This window comes from Gemmatimonadota bacterium (assembly GCA_026387915.1).
Taxonomy (GTDB): domain Bacteria; phylum Gemmatimonadota; class Gemmatimonadetes; order Gemmatimonadales; family Gemmatimonadaceae; genus Fen-1231.
Map to the genome: position 1 here is coordinate 62,076 of JAPLKS010000018.1, position 18,660 is coordinate 80,735.

Sequence of the window (18,660 nt, forward strand, 5' to 3'; positions counted from 1 at the left end):
CGGCGCCCGGCCGCGAACAATGAGGTCGGGCGCTGGCGTTTTATTGTCTCCCCCTTTCGATGGCGATGCCCGATGATCGAAGCGCTCAAGGTGAAACTCGGTGCGGAGGTAGAAAAGCTCCGGTACGAGTTGAACGTCACGCTGCCCTTTGAAATCAATCGGGCGGTGGAGATGGGCGACCTACGCGAAAACTCCGAGTACAAGGCGGCGCTCGAGCGTCAGCGTCTCGTGCAGGCGCGGCTCGGTCAGCTCACCATGCGGTTGAGCAAGCTCGCGTCGATCGACATCTCGCAGATTCCAACAGACCGCGTCGGGCTCGGCACGAAGATCGTGGTGGAAGATCAGGAGTCCAAGCATCGCGAGACCTATCACCTGATTTTCGGCGACTCCGTGGAGTTCGACGAAGGACACGTGACGATGAGCTCGCCGATTGGCCGTGCGATGCTCAACAAGATGAAGGGCGAAGTCGTGGTGCTGCGGCTGCCCGCGAGCACGCGCAAGCTACTCATTGTTGAGCTGGTCACGATTCACGACGCGAAGCCGGAAGACCTCGACTAGGGATCGATGGTAAAGAGACGCGCGAGTTCGGTGTGAAAGTCTTCCACCGCGCTCGCGCGTTGTGCATTGGTCCAGCCGAGTTCCGCGGCGAGTTCTGAAGCGACCGTCTCTGCCTGCGCGCGTCCGTGATCGCGCTCGGTGAACGCGACTTTGGTGCGGCGAATGAGCACATCGCCGACGGTGCGCGCGAACTCCCGCGTTGGGTCGGGGAGTCGCTGATGCGCAGTGACGCAGGCGGAGGGCCGGCGGTCGAGTTGTCGTTCGACAACATCGACCACTTCTTCGGCCATCGCGCGGTAGGTGGTGAGTTTGCCACCGGTGATAGCCACCACGCCGCGTGGGCCGATGGTCACGGCGTGTTCGCGGCTCGCGTCGCCAGCTGACGCAGCGTTTGACGCGATCAACGGCCGAATGCCTGCCCACGCGGTGATGACGTCGTCCGGAGTGAGCGCGGCGTTCGGCCAAAAGGCGTTTGCGGCGTCGAGCAGGTATTGCACGTCGGCGCGCGTGGCGCGCACCTGCGACGGATCGCGCGGCGGGTCGGTTTCCGTGGTGCCGATCACCGACACGGCGCCCCCAGGCAGCGTGAAGAGCACGCGACCGTCGGTGGGGGAGAGCATCGTGACGGCCGCGCGGTTGCCAATGCGGTCGGCCGGCACGGTGATGTGGACGCCCTTGGAGCCGTGTAGCGCCGGCGGGGCGTTCGGATCCTCCATCTGTGCGATGGTGCCGGTCCACGGCCCTGTCGCGTTGACGACTACCCGCGCCTGCAACTCGGCGCTTTCGCCAGTGGCGCGGTCGCGGATCTGGGCGCCGGACACACGGTCGCCGGTGAATCGGAGCGCCGTGACTTCCACGTAGTTGAGCGTGGCGGCGTTGGCGTTGGCCGCGCTCACGACGTTGGCGAGGGTCAGGCGCGCGTCGTCGGTGGCCGCGTCGAAGTAGCTCGCGCCGCCAGTGAGGGCGTCGTGTCGGAGGTTGGGTTCCGCCTCGAGCACTCCGTGCGCACTGAGCGCTCGATGCGGATGTTCGTTGCGAAAGAGGGCGAGCAGATCGTAGAGCCAGAGGCCCGCGACGATTTTCCAGCGCGGGAGCCGAGCGCCGCGGTAGACGGGCCAGGTGAACTGCAGCGGGTGAACGAGGTGCGGGGCGATCTCGTGCAGGATGCGTCGCTCGCGACTCGACTCAAACACCAAGTGCAGATAGCCGTGCTCGAGGTAGCGGACCCCACCATGCACCAAGCGAGAGGAGCGGCTGGAGGTGCCGCTGGCAAAGTCGTCCCGCTCTACGAGTACCGTGCGCAGGCCGCGGAGCGCGGCGTCGCGGGCAATCCCCGCGCCCGTAATGCCGCCGCCGATCACCAGCAGGTCGGCCGGACGTTCCGTGGCGCGGGAGAGCAGTTCGGCTCGGGAGGGGAGCACGGGGGTCCGGAATCGAGGGGATATGGGGAGTGTAGCATGGGGCCGCCGCCAGCGCGAAGGCCGGTGCGGGCGAGGGAGGTTACCGCGCGCGAGGGGTGGCATTAGTTTCGAGCCAATGATGGTGCGGAGGCCCCCAGCCCGTCGTCTACTCCGCGCGTCTCCATGTCCAGCGAATTGATGGAGGTTCGTGATGCACAAGAAGATTGCCGCGCTGTTGGTGAGCGCCCTTTCAGTGACTGCCACCGCCTGCGGTCCCAAGCAGGTGAGCCTGGCCGCTGAGCCCGCGAGCGCGGTTCTCTACAAGGTCGGTGCAACGCCGACCGATACCACGCGTCTTGGTGTGGGCTCCGCGGTGCTGACGCTGCCGGACAACGGTTTTCAGCGTGTGTGGGCCGTGGCGCCCGGCTTTGTGACGGTGGTGCGCGACGTCACGGCGGTGGACGTGGCCGCCAAAAAGCCGATTCTCATTCAGCTCAAAGACCGCATGGTCAAGCTGACGGTGAGTCCGGCCGACGTCAGCGTGACGCTCGATAACAACCAGAGCCTCAACCCCAAAGTGACGAGCTACATTGCCGTCAAAGAGGGGACGCAGCGGACCCTTGAGGTGAAGGCGCAAGGGTTCAAGACGGTGACGCGCACGTATGCCAACCGCGAAGGCCAGCCGACGCCGCCGGAAGCGGACGACATTGTGCTCAACCAGCGCGTGGTGCTGGTGCGCGTATCTCCCGGTGGTTCGCAGATTGACATTAATGGCGTAAAGTACGGCGAAGATTTTGCCGAGGTGGTGATTCCGCCCAATGGCTGCACGACGGTTAAGGCCTCGCGTGCCGGCTACATGCCCGTGGAAAAGCAGTACTGCGTGCGCGAAGGGATTCAGCTGCCGCAGTTGCAGGATCGACTCTTGCTTTCGGACCGTGCCTTTGAAGTACGTCCGGAGCCAGAGACGGCCGAAATGTGGGTGGCTGGCCGCCGAGTGGGCGTGGGTGCCCAGCGGATTGTGGTGCGCGAAGGGCAGTGTGTGGTCGTGGAAGCGCGCGCACCCGCCTACATCACGTGGACCAAAGAATACTGCCTGCGCGACAACGGCTCGCCGCTCCCGCTCGACGCCGACGTGGCCAAACTCAACGGCGACGGCTCGTGGTCGATGTCCACCGAGAGCGACCAAGCGAACGTCAACTTTGCCGTGGCGGTCAACGAAAAGCGCACGGAATCCGACGCGTGGAAGATTCTGGGCCAGATCGTCACGAACTACTTTGACGTGCTGGAACTGAGTGACAAGGAGACCGGTTACATCCGCACGGGCTGGAACGTGACGAGTGTGCAGGAATGCTGCATCATCCGCACCCGCATCATCGTAAAGCAGGCCACGACCTCGCCGTTGCGCTACACGGTGAAGCTGGTGAGCGAGCACTCGTACATTGCCAAGAGCGCCAAGGATGACGAGGCGTTCCAGTCGTGGAGCCGCATTTTGCTCCGCTATAAGGACGTGATTAACGAGATCCAGGAGCGCCTGAAGTAGGTGCCCCAATGGCAGGGACGGTGGCCGAGCCGTAATTTCCACGGACTATGACCACTCCCCCTCGCGGACGCCGAGTCGCGATTATCGCCGGCGTTCGCACACCATTTGCGAAAGCGGGGACCACGCTCAAAGGGTTCACGGCGATCGAGTTGGGCAAGATCGCCGTGACGGAGCTGATCCACCGCACCAATCTCGACCCGGCGTCGCTCGATCTATTGACGTTCGGGACCGTCATTCCCTCCGTGCTCGCGCCGAACATTGCGCGCGAAGTGGCGCTGATGCCGCTGCTCCCCAAGGGAGTGCAGGCGTGGAGTGTGAGCCGAGCCTGCGCGTCGGCCAATCAAGCCATCACTGACGCCGCCGATCAAATCATGCTCGGCCACGCCGACATTGCGATTGCTGGCGGAGCGGAGTCGCTCTCGAATGTGCCGATTCTGCATTCGCGCGGCTTCAGTGATGCGTTGGTCGCGGCGAGCAAGGCCAAGACGATCGGCCAGCGGCTGCAGGCGTTCTCGAAGGTGCGCGCCAAGGACTTCATTCCGATTACGCCGGCGATTGCTGAGCCAACGACGGGCGAATCGATGGGGCAGTCCGCCGAGAAGATGGCGAAGATCAATCAGGTACCGCGCGCGGAGCAGGACGCGCTCGCGCTGGCGTCGCACCAGAATGCGGCCAAGGGAACGGCTGACGGTCGACTCACGGCGGAGATTGCGCCGGTGTATCTGCCGCCCAAATACGAGCAGGCGATGACGGTCGATAATGGCGTGCGGAGCGATTCGTCGCTCGAGCAGCTCGCCTCGCTGCGGCCCGTGTTCGATAAAAAATACGGATCGGTGACGGCCGGCAACGCGTCGCCACTCACGGATGGTGGTGCGGCGGTGCTTCTGATGAGCGAGGAGCGAGCCAAGGCGCTTGGGTACGAGCCCATCGCGTACATCCGTAGCTACGCGTATGCGGCGCTGGATCCCGGTGAGCAATTGTTGCAGGCGCCGGTGTTGGCCGCTCCGATTGCGCTGCAGCGGGCCGGCCTGACGTTGCGCGACATGGATCTCGTGGAAATGCACGAGGCGTTTGCGGCGCAGGTGTTGTCGAACTTGCGCGGTTTTGAATCCAAGGAATGGGCGGCGCGGGCCGGGGTGTCGGCGCCGGTGGGGACGGTGGATCGCAGCAAGCTGAACGTGCTGGGGGGCTCGCTGTCGATTGGGCATCCCTTTGGCGCGACGGGTGCACGCATCACCACGACGCTCGTCAACGAACTCGCGCGTCGCGGTGGGCAGTTCGGCCTCATGACGGTGTGCGCGGCGGGCGGTCTCGGCTTTTCGATGGTCGTGGAGCGCGTATGAACAACGCCCTCTCTCTGGTGATGGATGGCGGCGTGGCCGTCATCACGTTCGACTTGCCGAATGAACCGATCAATAAATTCTCGGCGGCGGTAATCGCGGAATTCGAAGCCATGCTTGCGCGCATTGAACAGGATCCGGCCATCACCGCTGCAGTGTTGATCAGTGGAAAGCCGGACACGTTTATTGCGGGCGCTGATATCGACGCCTTTCTGGATTTCACGTCCGCCAAGGATGCGGAGCGTGCGAGTGGGACGGGGCATCAAGCCATGTTCCGACTCGAGAAATGTCGCGCGCCGATTGTCGCGGCCATCAACGGCGCGTGTCTTGGCGGCGGGCTTGAAGCGGCGCTGAGTTGCGCGTATCGCATTGCCACCGACAACCCCAAGACCGTGCTCGCGCTTCCCGAAGTGCAGCTCGGGCTGATCCCAGGCGCGGGGGGCACGCAGCGTCTGCCGCGCACGGTGGGGCTGCAGGTGGCGCTCGACATGATTCTCACGGGGAAGAACATCCGCGCCAAGAAGGCGCTGCAGATTGGTCTCGTGGATGAGTTGGTGCATCCCGCCGTTCTGCGCGACGTGGCGATTCAGCGCGCTCGCGAGATTGCGGCCGGGGCACGCCGGCACGAAGACAAGAAGCACGGCGCAAAAGAATTGGTGCTCGAAGACAATGCGCTCGGTCGTGCGCTAGTTTTTCGGCAGGCGCGCGAGATGACGCTCAAGAAATCGCGCGGCAACTATCCCGCGTTGCTGGCGGCGCTCGACGCCGTGGCGGCAGGCTATCACGGCACGCGCGAACAGGGATTTGCCGAAGAAGCGCGCTTGTTCGGCGAGATGTCCGCGACGGCGGTGTCGAAAGAACTGATCTTCCTGTTTTACGCGACGACCTCGCTCAAGCGGGATTCGGGCGTGGCGGACGCGACGGTGAAGCCCCGCCCCGTACCGAACATCGGCGTGCTGGGCACAGGATTCATGGGGGCAGGGATTGCCGCCATCTCAGCGATGCAGCGCATTCCGGTGCGCTTCAAGGACACGAAACACGAGCAAGTGGGACGCGGTCTCGCTGCGGTGCGCGACGTGCTCAAGGACCGGCTCACCAAGCGGCAGATCACACGTGTGCAGTTTGAGGATCAACTGTCGCTCGTGTCGGGCACGGTGGATTACACCGGCTTTGGGCGCGTGCCGTTGGTGATCGAGGCGGTGTTCGAGGATTTGGGTGTGAAGCATCAAGTGCTCGCCGAACTCGAACCGCACCTCGGTGCGTCGGCGATCTTTGCGTCGAATACTAGCACGATTCCGATTGGTCAGATTGCCGCAGGCAGCACACGGCCGGAGCGCGTGGTGGGCATGCATTTCTTCTCGCCCGTGCACAAGATGCCGTTGCTAGAGGTGATCGTGACGCCGCAGACGGCACCCGAGGTGACGGCAACGGTGGTGGCCTTCGGGCGCAAGCTGGGGAAGACGGTGATCGTGGTGAACGACGCACCGGGATTCTTTGCCAATCGCATTTTGGCTCCGTACATCAACGAAGCCGGCCTCATGCTCGACGAAGGGGTGCCGGTGGACGCGATTGACCGTGCGATGCTGACCTTTGGTTTCCCTGTTGGTCCTGTGACGCTGCTCGACGAAGTGGGGCTCGACATCGCGGGGAAATCTGGCGCCGTAATGCGCGCCGCCTTCGGCGATCGTGTGCCGCAGAATGCCGCGATCGGCAAGGTGCTCGCCGCGGGCCGACTCGGCCGAAAAAACAAAAGCGGATTTTACTCGTACGACGATGCCGGTAAGCGAAGCGGCGTGGACGAATCGGTGTACGCCGTCCTCGGTGTGGCGCAGCGTCAGACGGTGACGCCGGCGCTGCTTGCCGATGTGCAGGAGCGCTGTGCGCTGGCGATGGTGAACGAAGCGGTGCGCTGCCTGGAAGAAGGCATCGTACGGCAGCCGCGCGACGGTGACGTCGGAGCAGTGTTCGGCATTGGCTTTCCGCCGTTCCGTGGCGGACCCTACCGCTACGCCGACGCGCTGGGTGCCGCCGAGTTGGTCCGACGGCTCGACGCGCTTAACGCGAAGTATCCCGGACGGTTTGAACCCTGCGCCCGCCTGCGAGAGATGGCTGCGTCGGGCGCGACATTTTATCCCAAGACCGGCAAGCCTGTTGGTTGAGCGCGCCGATATCACATACACAGTGGAGCGCAGGCATGCGCGGTAACGAACGGGGAGCCCGGGCATTCGGGCTCGTGGTGCTGGTGCTCGCTGGACTCTGCGTGCCAATCGCTCGCGCGGCCGCACAACAGACGCGCGCTGAGCGAACGAAATACATGGAAACGTCCACGCACGCGGACGTGGTCGCCTTTCTCGATTCGCTGCAAGCGCGCGGCGCGGTCATTCGTGTGGGAAGCATCGGCAAGACGTCGCAGGGTCGTGACATTCCCTATGTGATTGCCTCACGCCCGTTGGTGACGACGCCGCAGGAGGCGCGGCGCCTCGGTCGCCCGGTGGTGTACATCCAAGGGAACATTCACGCCGGGGAGGTTGAGGGGAAGGAAGCACTGCAGGCACTGCTGCGCGATCTGCTGTTTTCCAAGAAGCCGAACGTACTCGATTCGATCGTGCTCATTGCCGTGCCCATCTACAATGGCGACGGCAATGAAGTGTTTCGCCCGCAGGCGCAGAACCGTGGCGCGCAGAACGGTCCGGAGATGGTGGGGCAGCGCCCCAACGGTCAGCAACTGGATTTGAATCGCGACTATGTCAAGACGGAAGCGCCTGAGACGCGCGCGTCGCTGGCAATGTTTAATGCGTGGGATCCTGACCTGTTTGTGGATCTGCATACGACGGACGGCAGCTATCACGGCTACGCGGTGACCTATTCACCGTCGCTGCACCCGGCGGCGGCCATTGCTGGGGGTTCGTTTGGAGGCGCGTTTGTGCGCGACTCGCTGTTGCCGGTGATTCGTCAGCGTATGCGCACCCGACACAAGTACGAAGTGTTCGACTACGGCAACTTCACTGGCGACGAAGGGCCTGCCGCTCCGGGTGAAGGCAAGAACTGGAGTACGTACGAGCATAAGCCGCGATACGGCACCAACTACTATGGGCTACGCGGCCGCCTCTCGTTGCTGAGCGAGGCCTATTCGCACGATCCGTTTGAGCGTCGTGTGTTGAGCACGTACGCGTTTGTGCAGGAGGCCCTGTCGCTGGTGGCGGAGCGTGCAAAGAGCGTGCTGGCCATCACCCGCGCATCCGATGCGGCGTTGATGGCGGGGAAGATTCGTTCGGTGCCGGTGCGTGCGGAAATGACCAAGCATTCGTCGATGCAGGTTGTCATTGAAGAACCGCTCGATACGCTCCCAGCCGCACGTGCGGAACTGGCGGCGCGCGCGGCCGCCGCGCGGGCCGGTGGCGCGGGGGCGGGGCGTGCCGGCAGCGGTGGCCGCGGTGGTGATCCTACGGCTGGTCGCGGCGCTGGTGGCGCTGGCGGCGGTCGTGGAAGCTGCGCCTGGCCATTGAGTGAACCCGGCGTGCGCTGTGGCTTTGCTCGGACCGGCAAGATGGTGAGCGCTAAGATGCCAGTGCGTGATCGCTTTGACGCCACAGTGAGCGCGGATCTCCCCGTGGCCTACACATTTTCTGCCGGACCGGCTGCCGACTCGTTACTCGCGCGTTTACGCCTGCACGGGATTGTGGTGGAACAGCTGCTGGCGGATGCGCGCGTGACCGGTGCGACGTTCGCCGTCGATTCCGTCGTGCGCGCGGCCCGCCCGTTTCAAGGGCACGCCGAAGTCCGACTCGAAGGTCGGTGGGAAACCGCGGCGGCACTCGCGCTGCCGGCCGGCTCGTATCTTGTGCGAACGGCACAACCACTTGGCGTGTTGGCCGCGGTGCTGCTCGATCCGCAAACCGATGATGGATTCTTGACCTGGAACGTGCTCGACCCCGCGCTCGCCGCGCTCGGCGATAAGCGGTACCCCGTGGGGCGTGTGACCGCTCCGCTTGCCATCGCGACCCGCATCATTCCATAACTTATAAAACATGTTTCGCATCTTCCTGCTCTTTCTGTCGCGTCAGGCGACCATTTTCCGTTTCGTTCGTAACAACGGCTTCGCCAAGGCGATGGCGTCGCGGTTCGTCGCGGGCGAAACGATTGCGACCGCCACCGCGGCTGTGGCTGACCTCAACGCCCAGGGGATTACCGCCTCGCTCGATCTCCTCGGCGAGAGTGTGACCAACGCCGGTGAAGCGCGCGCGGCCGGCACGGCGTACCTCGAGCTCTTGGACGCGATTGCCGCCAAGAAACTCGATGCGAACGTCTCGCTCAAGATGACCGCGATGGGGCAAGATATTGATGACGCGCTGTGCGAAGAGATTGTGTCCTCCATCCTCGAGCGAGCGAGGACGCACGGATCGTTTGTGCGTCTCGATATGGAGTCGAGCGCGTATACGCAGCGCACGATCGACTTCTTTGAACAACGGCTGTACCCCCGCTATCGCGAGCAGGTGGGCATTGTGTTGCAGAGCGCACTGCGCCGCACCACAGACGATGTCGAAAAGGCCATCGCGCTTGGATGCCGCGTGCGTCTCTGCAAGGGCGCGTATTTGGAGCCCGCCACGGTGGCGTTTCCCGATAAGCGCGATGTCGATGCGCACTATGTGTCGTGCATGAAAACGCTGATGGAACGCGGCAACTACGCGGGGCTCGCCACGCACGATGCAGTGATTATCACGGAAGCCATACGGTTTGCGCGCGAGCGCGGCATTGCGGCCGATCGTTTTGAGTTCCAAATGCTGTATGGTGTTCGGCGTGACCTACAGGCACAGATTGTGCGCGACGGATACCGGTTGCGCGTGTACGTGCCCTTTGGCACGCAGTGGTATCCGTATCTGATGCGTCGGCTCGCGGAGCGGCCGGCCAATCTGTGGTTTATTACCGGCAACATTCTGCGCGAAGTAACGTCTGGGACGTCGGCTCGCCCCGTGTCGCGCACGTGACGCACGGGCAGTTCCTTCCGCCCGATCCGTCCGCTGGGGATGAGACCACCGTCCGGGGCTACGCGGCTGTCCACGCGCGCCCCGCGGCGCTTGAGGGGAAGGATGGCGTGAGTTACAGCGTGGATGTTCTGACGGATGTGAGCGATGACGCCGCGCAGCCCTATGCCGCCTACCTGCTCTTCGTGCAGTGGTCGCGACTGGGTGCGCAAAAGGTGGATGGTCACCTCGAGTCCGAGTTCTTGGCGTGGGGCGAGACCGCCGAAGAAGCCGAGCAACTGCTCGGCGACATGACACTCGAAGAGGCAAAACGTGCGCTGGACGCGCTGATTGTCGTGCGCGACGGCCAGAGCTCCCGCCGCTGGTTTGACGTGATGCGTGAAGAGGACGCATCATGAGCGAGTTGCGCGGCGTGATTCTCAATGGCACCGGCGGCGTGTGGAGCGTGCGCACAGCCGACGGCGCGACCCACGATGCGGCGATGCGCGGTCGGCTGAAGCAAGAAGGCGCGCCGCTGAAGCTTGCCGTGGGAGATGATGTCACCGTGGAGCCCGACGAACGTGGGGGTGCGGGCTGGTCCATTACGGCCATTCATCCGCGGCGCTCGGTGCTCGCGCGTCGCGCGCCAGGGAACGCGCGTGGCGAACGCGTGGTCGCCGCGAATGTCGATCAAGTGCTGGTGGTGTTCGCGGCGGCAAAGCCGGAACCGCACGTACGGATGCTCGACCGTTTTCTCGTCATTGCCGAAGGCAACGACCTGCAGGCGCATATTGTGTTCAATAAAGTCGATCTCATTGACGGGCCTGCCGCACTCGATGCGCTGGTCGCCCCGTATGAGAAAGCTGGCTACACCGTGCATCGCACCAGCGTGAAGCAGAATATCGGGATGGCGGCGCTCCACGATGTGCTGGCCGGCCGCACCACAGCGCTCAGCGGCCCGAGCGGTGTGGGCAAGTCGTCGTTGCTCAATGCGCTCTTTGCCGGACTGGATCTTCGCACGGGCGAGATCAGCGAGTCGGTCAACAAGGGGCGGCACACTACCGTCGGTGCCTTGCTCGTGCCGCTCCCCGACGCGGGCGGCGGATTTGTGGTGGACACCCCCGGCCTCCGCGAAGTAGGGATGTGGGGGCTGCCTCCAGAAAATCTGGACCGCTGCTTTCCCGAGTTCGCTCCGTACCTGGGCGAGTGCAAATACGGCGACTGCCAGCACGAGACGGAGCCCGGGTGCGCGTTGCGGGCAGCCGTAGCATCCGGTGTCATATCCACCGCGCGCTACGAGAGCTACTGCAAGCTGTTGCTCGAGCTGAAGGCCATTCCCAAGGATTGGGCGTAGCCGCTCAGGCGTGAGCGGCTACAACGGCACCACAGAAACGGCGACGGCGATGTCGCCGCGGCTCGGCAACGAAACGACCGCTACGGCCAAAGCCTGCCGAGCGTCCAAGGCGCAGCGCTGTTCGCATCCCGCGAATACACCACGCGGTCGTGGAGACGACTTTCGCGCCCCTGCCAGAACTCAATCACGTGTGGCACGACGCGATATCCGCCCCAGTGATGCGGCAACGGCACGTCCGCCCCTTCGGGATACTTGGCAAAATATTCGGCCACCTCGCGCTCGAGATGGGCACGCGAATCGAGCGGATCGCTCTGGTGCGACGCCCAGGCGCCCACCTTGCTTCCGTGCGGCCGCGAACGGAAATACTCTGCCGACTCGCCGGGGGAGACGCGTTGCACCGTGCCGGTGATCCGCACCTGCCGTTGCAACGCATCCCAGAAAAAGCACAATGCGGCTTGCGGGTTGGCGTCGAGCTCGCGCCCTTTGCGGCTCCGGTAGTCGGTGAAAAAGACGAAGCCGCGCTCGTCCGCACCTTTCAGCAAGACGACGCGCACTGATGGCGCACCGTCCGCCGTGGCGGTCGCCAGCGACATCGCCGTGGGTTCGAGAATTTCGGCGCGACTCGCCTGCTCAAACCAGACGTGGAACTGGCGGTATGGATCGGCGTCGACGTCGCTCTCCGTGAGCGACTGCAAGGTGTATTCGCGGCGGATATCGGCGAGCGACATAGTGGGTTTCACGGTTGGGCGTGAGGACGGCGAGTGCGCGACAACGGCGCGACAGAACCATTATAAAGATAGGCGACCTTGCCAGCGCCGCGGAGCGCTCCCAGCTTTCGCGCCATGACATCCCAGGCGCATTCATGACCGGTACAGGGGTTCCCGAAGGGACGCGCGGCCACCGCGCCGAGGGTGAGGCACGTGCGCCGGTGCGCTGCGCGCTGGTGACAGTGACCGATTCCCGTACCGTCCAAACGGACGTCAGCGGCCCGCTCATGGCGCGGTTGGTAGCAGAGGCGGGGCATCTGGTCACGGACACGGCGCTGCTCCCGAACGCCGAAGTGCGCGTACGCGAGCATGTGGCCGCACTGCTCAACCGCGCAGATGTGGATGCCGTGTTGCTCTCGGGGGGCACCGGATTGGGCTCCCGCGACCGAACGGTTGAGGCCGTCCGGCCGCTCTTCGAAAAAGAGCTGCCTGGCTTTGGCGAGCTGTTTCGCCTGCTGTCGTTTCAGGAGCAGGTGGGGACGGCCGCGATTCTCAGCCGCGCCGTGGCCGGTGGTGCCAACGGAAAGCTGGTGGTATCTATGCCAGGGTCAGCCGCTGCGGTTGAGCTGGCGCTCACCCGCGTTCTGCTGCCTGAGCTCCGCCACGCACTGCGCGAACTCTCCCGCTAGCCTTCGACGAGCTCCAGCGACCAGAGCACCGGCATTTCGGGGTCAAGCGAATCGCGGACCGTGCAGTACTTGGTGACACCGAGGTCGATAGCCCGCTCCGCCTGCGCACGATCGATGTTCGATCCCGTGATGCGATACGCCAAGTGCACCTTGGTGATGCGGCGCGGCTTGTCGTCGGAGCGCTCTGCGCGGATGGCCACTTCGACGGCGACTGGTTCGGTGCGGCGCTTTTCGAGAATCGCCACAACGTCAATTGCCGTGCAGGCGGCGAGGGCGCTGATGAGCGCTTCTGGCGGACTCGGGGCGTCTTTGGAATGGCCGTCCATCAGGATGGAGGGCCCGTCCGCGCGCGCGGATTCAAAGCGCCAGCCGCCGCGCCAGTGCATGGTCATGTTCAGGTCGTGACGGATTTCGTCTGCGGAGCCGGGGCGATCGTTCTTCATGAGATTCGACGTGGGAAACAGGAAGCGGGCTCGGGAAGTGGGGGCGCCGCATTCGGCGCCCGTCACCTGTTAACATTGGTGAAGCGTTCGTCGTTTCGCCTCCCATCCCGCCCCTATGCCTCTTCCCGTCATGGAGCCGTATTCGCGCCACGTGCTGGTCTGCACGGGCGGGTTCTGCTCCAATGAGCGCGGGGGCCGCGCCCTGTACTCCCAGCTGGCGATGCTGCTTCGCCGCGAGGGGCTGTTATTCGGCCCCAGTCGGGTCAAACGGTCCGAGGCCCCCTGCTTGGGTGTCTGCGACGGTGGCCCGGTGATGGCGGTGTATCCCGAAGGGATTTGGTATGGAGCGGTGACTCCCGCGCTGCTCGACCGGATTGTGGTGGAGCATCTCCGCGACGGCCAACCGGTGGAAGAGGCGATTTTTCATCGACTCAAGCCCTGAAGGAACCGCTTGCGCGAGAGGCGCCGAGGCACGAACTTCGCGAGTCGCCACCAACCCATTCAGAATGCCATTCTCGCTCACCCTGTACGAACGCGTCATGACCAGCGGCCCAGTGGTGCGCATCCGGCGGATTACGCCAGAGGGCACCGTGCCGGTGCGTGCGGTCATTGAAGTAGATCGGCGCTCGGAGACCCAGAGGCCGTCGGGCGGTGGAGGTCATCCACCGGCGCTGATGGCGGTGGAAGGAGACAGTGAGCCGCATGTGCTGGCATCGCTGCTCCCCTTTGCCGAGGACGACGCGTCCGTCGCGCGCCTCCTCTCGCAGCGCGGCGTACAGTAGCGCGCCGCGCTATCTTTTTTGAGATGACCGATCCGCTCAATGCGCGCCGCATGATGCTCGGCGCCGCGAAAAAACTACTGCTCGATTCACCCAAGGGCCCGGCAGTGCCGGCACCCATTGAACCGCCGCGGCTCACGCCAACGGCCATTCAGGAGAGAACCCGTATGTCCCGCTCCCGCGAACGCATTCTGACGAACCTCGAGGAGATGTACTCTGAGGCCTTCGAGCGCGCCAAAGCGTCCGGTGCCGTTGAAGCGCAACAACAACTCGACTTTGCCTACCGCCGCGAGCAGCTGTATTTCGAGATTCTTCTCGACGTGCGCGACGCGATCGAAAAAGGCCGCTAACCCATGCACCCTTTGGCCCAGACCGCCGTGATCACCCTCGCTGTTGTCAACGCTCGCGTCTGGACCGGGGATACCCGCCGCCCCTGGGCCGATGCCCTCGCCGTCGCGGGTGACCGCATTGCTGCGGTGGGATCGAGCGCGGAGATCAAGAAACTCGCGCCCAGCTCCGCCCGCGTGATCGATGCGCACGGCGCGATGGTGACACCGGGCTTTACCGATGCGCACGTACACTTTCTCGACGGCGGCTTTGCGCTGCAGTCGGTGAAGTTGCGCGATGCCAAGACCAAAGCGGAATTCGTGCAGCGGATTGCCGCGTTCGCCAAGACGGTCCCCGCGGGTGCGTGGATTCTCAATGGCGATTGGGATCACGAAAACTGGGGCGGCGAGTTACCGCACAAGGAATGGATCGACTCGGTCACGCCGAATACCCCCGTCTGGATCAACCGCCTCGACGGCCACATGAATCTCGCGAACAGCGCGGCGCTCAAAGCCGCGGGCGTCACGCGCGACGTGAAGGACGTGAGCGGCGGCACGATTGTCCGCGACGCGAGCGGCGCGCTGACCGGCATTTTCAAGGACAACGCCTTCAGTATTGTTGCGCGCGCCATTCCAGTCGCGCCCGCCGTCATGAATGATCGTGCCCTCGATGCCGCCATGACTTATGTGGCCGAGCAGGGGGTGACCGCCGTTCAGGCGATGGGCGACTGGAACGACCTCGAGGTGTACCGTCGCGCGCATGCGGCTGGCAAACTGCGCACCCGCATCTATGCGTACGTCCCGATTTCCACCTGGAAGCGACTCGCCGACGAAGTCAAAGCCAAGGGGCGCGGCGACGAATGGTTGCGCATTGGCGGGCTGAAAGGGTTTGTGGACGGTTCCATCGGGTCACACACGGCGCTGATGCTCGAACCGTTTACCGACAATCCCAACGACAAAGGATTGATGGTGAACACCCCCGAGCACTTGTATGAGTGGACGTCGGCAGGTGACAAAGCCGGACTCCAGCTTGCGGTGCACGCCATTGGCGACCGCGCAATTCGGATGCAGCTCGACATCTTTGAGCGCGTGGCCAAGGAAAATGGCGCGCGGGATCGACGCTTCCGCATTGAGCATGCGCAGCACCCGACCTTTGCTGATATCGCGCGCTTCGGCCAGCTCGGTGTGATTCCGTCGATGCAACCGTATCACGCGATTGACGACGGGCGATTTGTGGAGCGCGTGATTGGGACCGAACGGAGCAAGTCGACGTACGCGTTCAAGTCGATGCTCGACGCCAAGGCTCCCATGGCCTTTGGCAGCGACTGGTTCGTGGCGCCTCCGATTCCGCTCATTGGCATTTATGCGGCTGTCACGCGCCGCACGTTCGACGACAAGCACCCCGGTGGATGGTATCCGGAACAAAAGATTACGGTGGAGCAGGCGTTGCGCGCCTACACCGCCGGTGGCGCGTATGCGGGCTTCGCCGAGAAAGAGCGCGGCGTACTCGCCAAGGGAATGCTCGCTGACTTCGTGATGATCGACAAAGATCTCACGAAGATCGCGCCGGAAACGATCCGCGAGGCCAAGGTGCTGATGACGGTCGTGGGCGGGAAAGCAATTTTCGAGCGTCACTAGGGCGCCGAAATGACGGCGGGCCGGCGCATCGTCTGCGCCGGCCCGCTGGTGTTTTAAGAAGATTCGCCCTACTTCGCGATGAGCGCGGCCGCGAGTGCGGCGCCCTTCTCCTCGGAGAACCGCCCGGTGGTGCGCCAAAGTATCGCGCCGGCCTTGTCCACGATGAACACGTGAATCGTGTTCTCGTCGGTCACCTGGAGTGATTCTTTGAACGGGGCTTTGTCGATGTAGAGCGTGATGGTCCGGTCGCGCGCGCCACGGTCAGGAATGCCACCGGACATTCCCCTGTTGATCGTCCACCGCATCAGCCCGATCATCTTCTTGATCGTCGGGAGTTCGTAGAACTCGGTGCCCGGTGTGCGCGATACGAGTGGTTTGACGAACGGCATCCATGTATCGACATCGGCCTGCTGTTTCTGCAGAAATGCCACAAAGACAACATTGCGGTCGCCCGCAAAATCACGGGGTAAGTCAAAAGACTTGCCCTCGAGGTTGCTCGATACCACGGCGGGAAATCGTGCGACCGGCTGTTGAAGTACCATGGCCATCAGGACGAGGAGAAGGCGTGTCATAAGTAAAAAGTAACACCTATTCATCACGATGGGAGCGCCGTGTCGGCGTGCGCTCCCTTGGTCGCGTGGTCCCGTGCTTGCGAGTACAACAGTCGTCAAACTATTGGGTAGGTACTTCGTCTTCTTCCTGCTTCGCGAGCGGAACCGTTTGCTGGCGTCACCTGTTAGTGAACTCAAGTTGCTTGCGCGGGTTCCTCAATACTGTCGTCAATTCATTATTACATGCCTTCCCTGTTGCGCAGTCTTTGGGCGTGGATGGATACCGCCGTCAATCCCGCCGCAATCGAAACGGAGCATCGGATCGACTGGCTTCGCATCATCCCCTTCGCGCTGATGCATCTGGCGTGCGTGGCGGTCATCTGGGTGGGATGGAGTCCTGCGGCGGTTGCGACCGCCATCGGCCTGTATCTCGTGCGGATGTTCGCGATCACGGGCTTTTATCACCGCTACTTTTCGCATCGCACGTTTCAAACCTCACGCGCTGCGCAGTTCGTCTTCGCGGTCATCGGGGCGAGTGCCACGCAGCGAGGACCCCTGTGGTGGGCCGCTCATCATCGCAACCATCACCGATTTGCGGACACGGCGCAGGACGTGCATTCGCCGCGAGAGCACGGGTTCTGGTGGGCGCATGTGGGCTGGATCACGTCGCCAGTCAACTTTCCAACCGACTTTGAGCAAGTGCGTGATCTGGCGCGCTATCCGGAATTAAAATTTCTCGATCGCTACGACCTGTTCGCGCCCGCCGCGTTGGCGCTGACGCTGTGGCTGATCGGTGGCGCGCAGCTGTTTGTCTGGGGGTTTCTCATCAGTACGGTCGTGCTGTTCCACGGAACCTGCGTCATCAATTCATTAGCGCATACGATGGGGACCCGCCGCTACAACACGGCCGATGATAGTCGTAACAGTTTCGTGCTCGCGCTGGTCACACTCGGGGAAGGGTGGCATAACAACCACCACCGCTATCCAGGGGCCACGCGCCAAGGGTTCTTCTGGTGGGAACTCGATGTCACGTATTACGGACTTCGGCTGCTCGAGCAGCTCGGCATCATTCATAGCCTGCACCCGGTGCCCGCCCGGGTGCTCGCGGAGGTTTGATGCGCATCGCAATTGTTGGGAGTGGGGTGAGCGGACTAGTGGCGGCTCATGCGTTGCACCCAGCACACGAGATCACGGTGTTTGAGGCGGATCAGCGCGTGGGCGGACATGTCCATACGTGGACGATCGAGACGCCGGCGGGACCCGTCGCCGTGGATTCTGGCTTCATCGTCTTCAACGAAACGAACTATCCGCACTTTACGAAACTGATCCGGTCGCTTGGTGTGGCGTCGCAGCCCACCGACATGAGTTTCAGCGTTCGCAACGATCGCACGGGACTCGAATACAATCCCCACAGTGCTCGCACGTTGTTCGCGCAGCCCACGAACGCGTTGCGTCCTGCCTTCTGGCGAATGTTGGGGGACGTCGTGCGCTTCAATCGCGAGTCGGTGCTCGCCTTGCGGGCGGGGCTTGGCAATGTGACGCTTGGGGAATTGCTCGAACAGGGCCACTATCATCAGCAGTTTCGTGAGAACTACCTGCAGCCGCTCGGTTCGGCGCTCTGGTCAGTGCCGCGCACCGAAGTCCTCGACATGCCGGCCGAATTCTTCATTCGGTTCTTTGAGAACCACGGCATGCTCTCCGTGCGCACGCAACCCAAGTGGCGGGTCATCGTGGGCGGATCGAATCAGTATGTGCGCGCACTGATTCGGCCGTTTGAACACCGCATTCGGCTCGGAACTCCCGTGCGGACGGTGTCGCGCGTCGCAGGCGCCGTGCTCGTGAATGGCGAGTCCTTTGACCGCGTCGTGTTCGCATGCCATAGCGATCAAGCGCTTCGTCTCCTCGCCGACCCTACACCGGACGAACAGGCGGTGCTCGGGGCGTTACCGTATCAGGAGAACACGATCGTGCTCCATACCGACACCGCAGTGTTGCCGCGCCGACGGGCGGCATGGGGTGCCTGGAATTATCACGTCACGCCGGAAGCAGGCGCGCGCGCGTCGCTCACGTACAACATGAATATTCTGCAGTCGCTCCGCACCACAGAGACGTATTGCGTCACGTTGAATGGGACGGAGTCCATTGCTCCGAGCCGTGTGCTCGGCCGAGTGGTGTATCACCACCCGCGCTACACGCTTGCAGGCTTTGCCGCGCAGGCTCGCCGCAGCGAGATCAGCGGCGTCGGGGGCACCCACTTTTGTGGCGCGTACTGGGGGAATGGCTTTCACGAAGACGGTGTGGCCAGCGCGTTGGCTGTCGTCAACGAGATCGGCTGCGGACAGCGCACCACGTGAACAGTGCGCTGTACCGAGGC

19 protein-coding genes are annotated in these 18,660 nt (G+C 63.5%); 15 read left to right on the forward strand and 4 right to left on the reverse strand.

Going from position 1 to position 18,660, the window contains the following annotated elements; genetic code table 11:
- Window positions 1–72 precede the first annotated feature (72 nt).
- Entirely contained in the window at window positions 73–558 is a 486-nt protein-coding gene (locus NTZ43_12235; GenBank protein MCX5767978.1) for a GreA/GreB family elongation factor, read from the forward strand.
- Here NTZ43_12235 and NTZ43_12240 read toward each other — a convergent pair.
- The gene (locus tag NTZ43_12240; protein MCX5767979.1) at window positions 555–1,979 is read right to left on the reverse strand and encodes a glycerol-3-phosphate dehydrogenase/oxidase; all 1,425 of its coding nucleotides are present in this window, start codon (window positions 1,977–1,979) and stop codon (window positions 555–557) included. The two genes, NTZ43_12235 and NTZ43_12240, sit on opposite strands and share 4 nt — an antisense overlap.
- A gap of 190 nt (window positions 1,980–2,169) precedes the next feature.
- Between NTZ43_12240 and NTZ43_12245 the strand changes: the two genes are divergently transcribed.
- Genes NTZ43_12245 through rsgA form a run of 7 tightly spaced genes read left to right on the forward strand, consistent with a single transcriptional unit; the run spans window position 2,170 to window position 11,153 of the window.
- Window positions 2,170–3,498 (forward strand): hypothetical protein, encoded by a 1,329-nt coding sequence (locus tag NTZ43_12245; GenBank protein MCX5767980.1) that lies wholly within the window; start codon window positions 2,170–2,172, stop codon window positions 3,496–3,498.
- A 47-nt stretch (window positions 3,499–3,545) separates the two neighbouring features.
- Window positions 3,546–4,841, forward strand: a complete 1,296-nt coding sequence (gene fadI / locus NTZ43_12250; protein ID MCX5767981.1) for an acetyl-CoA C-acyltransferase FadI — start codon at window positions 3,546–3,548, stop codon at window positions 4,839–4,841.
- On the forward strand, window positions 4,838–6,997 hold the full coding sequence (fadJ, locus tag NTZ43_12255; GenBank protein ID MCX5767982.1) for a fatty acid oxidation complex subunit alpha FadJ: 2,160 nt from the start codon (window positions 4,838–4,840) through the stop codon (window positions 6,995–6,997). The genes fadI and fadJ overlap by 4 nt, the downstream gene beginning before the upstream one ends.
- A 35-nt stretch (window positions 6,998–7,032) precedes the next feature.
- Window positions 7,033–8,856 (forward strand): M14 family metallopeptidase, encoded by a 1,824-nt coding sequence (locus NTZ43_12260; protein MCX5767983.1) that lies wholly within the window; start codon window positions 7,033–7,035, stop codon window positions 8,854–8,856.
- A 10-nt stretch (window positions 8,857–8,866) separates the two neighbouring features.
- Window positions 8,867–9,823, forward strand: a complete 957-nt coding sequence (locus tag NTZ43_12265) for a proline dehydrogenase family protein (protein ID MCX5767984.1) — start codon at window positions 8,867–8,869, stop codon at window positions 9,821–9,823.
- Window positions 9,820–10,218: a hypothetical protein gene (locus tag NTZ43_12270; GenBank protein MCX5767985.1), complete on the forward strand. Its 399-nt coding sequence runs from the start codon at window positions 9,820–9,822 to the stop codon at window positions 10,216–10,218. The genes NTZ43_12265 and NTZ43_12270 overlap by 4 nt, the downstream gene beginning before the upstream one ends.
- Window positions 10,215–11,153, forward strand: a complete 939-nt coding sequence (rsgA, locus tag NTZ43_12275; protein ID MCX5767986.1) for a ribosome small subunit-dependent GTPase A — start codon at window positions 10,215–10,217, stop codon at window positions 11,151–11,153. The genes NTZ43_12270 and rsgA overlap by 4 nt, the downstream gene beginning before the upstream one ends.
- A gap of 80 nt (window positions 11,154–11,233) precedes the next feature.
- On the opposite strand, the gene pdxH is transcribed toward rsgA, so the two are convergent.
- A complete protein-coding gene (pdxH, locus tag NTZ43_12280; GenBank protein MCX5767987.1) occupies window positions 11,234–11,881 on the reverse strand; it encodes a pyridoxamine 5'-phosphate oxidase in 648 nt (215 codons plus the stop codon).
- A gap of 134 nt (window positions 11,882–12,015) precedes the next feature.
- On the opposite strand from pdxH, the gene NTZ43_12285 reads away from it, so the two are divergent.
- On the forward strand, window positions 12,016–12,549 hold the full coding sequence (locus NTZ43_12285; GenBank protein MCX5767988.1) for a MogA/MoaB family molybdenum cofactor biosynthesis protein: 534 nt from the start codon (window positions 12,016–12,018) through the stop codon (window positions 12,547–12,549).
- On the opposite strand, the gene NTZ43_12290 is transcribed toward NTZ43_12285, so the two are convergent.
- Window positions 12,546–12,992: an OsmC family protein gene (locus tag NTZ43_12290; protein MCX5767989.1), complete on the reverse strand. Its 447-nt coding sequence runs from the start codon at window positions 12,990–12,992 to the stop codon at window positions 12,546–12,548. The genes NTZ43_12285 and NTZ43_12290 overlap by 4 nt on opposite strands.
- 115 nt (window positions 12,993–13,107) lie before the next feature.
- Between NTZ43_12290 and NTZ43_12295 the strand changes: the two genes are divergently transcribed.
- The 4 genes from NTZ43_12295 to NTZ43_12310 all read left to right on the forward strand — a co-directional run bounded on the left by NTZ43_12295 (window position 13,108) and on the right by NTZ43_12310 (window position 15,735).
- Window positions 13,108–13,434: a (2Fe-2S) ferredoxin domain-containing protein gene (locus tag NTZ43_12295; GenBank protein ID MCX5767990.1), complete on the forward strand. Its 327-nt coding sequence runs from the start codon at window positions 13,108–13,110 to the stop codon at window positions 13,432–13,434.
- A gap of 64 nt (window positions 13,435–13,498) precedes the next feature.
- Window positions 13,499–13,774, forward strand: a complete 276-nt coding sequence (locus NTZ43_12300; GenBank protein ID MCX5767991.1) for a hypothetical protein — start codon at window positions 13,499–13,501, stop codon at window positions 13,772–13,774.
- A gap of 23 nt (window positions 13,775–13,797) precedes the next feature.
- Entirely contained in the window at window positions 13,798–14,121 is a 324-nt protein-coding gene (locus NTZ43_12305; GenBank protein ID MCX5767992.1) for a hypothetical protein, read from the forward strand.
- Between the two features lie 3 nt (window positions 14,122–14,124).
- Window positions 14,125–15,735 (forward strand): amidohydrolase, encoded by a 1,611-nt coding sequence (locus NTZ43_12310; protein MCX5767993.1) that lies wholly within the window; start codon window positions 14,125–14,127, stop codon window positions 15,733–15,735.
- A 68-nt stretch (window positions 15,736–15,803) separates the two neighbouring features.
- Here NTZ43_12310 and NTZ43_12315 read toward each other — a convergent pair whose 3' ends face one another.
- A complete protein-coding gene (locus NTZ43_12315; protein ID MCX5767994.1) occupies window positions 15,804–16,307 on the reverse strand; it encodes a hypothetical protein in 504 nt (167 codons plus the stop codon).
- 255 nt (window positions 16,308–16,562) lie between these two features.
- On the opposite strand from NTZ43_12315, the gene NTZ43_12320 reads away from it, so the two are divergent.
- Window positions 16,563–17,402 carry an acyl-CoA desaturase gene (locus NTZ43_12320; protein ID MCX5767995.1) on the forward strand — a complete coding sequence of 280 codons (840 nt, stop codon included), beginning with the start codon at window positions 16,563–16,565 and terminating at the stop codon, window positions 17,400–17,402.
- Entirely contained in the window at window positions 17,402–18,640 is a 1,239-nt protein-coding gene (locus NTZ43_12325; protein MCX5767996.1) for an FAD-dependent oxidoreductase, read from the forward strand. Before NTZ43_12320 ends, NTZ43_12325 begins: the two co-directional genes overlap by 1 nt.
- Window positions 18,641–18,660 lie beyond the last annotated feature (20 nt).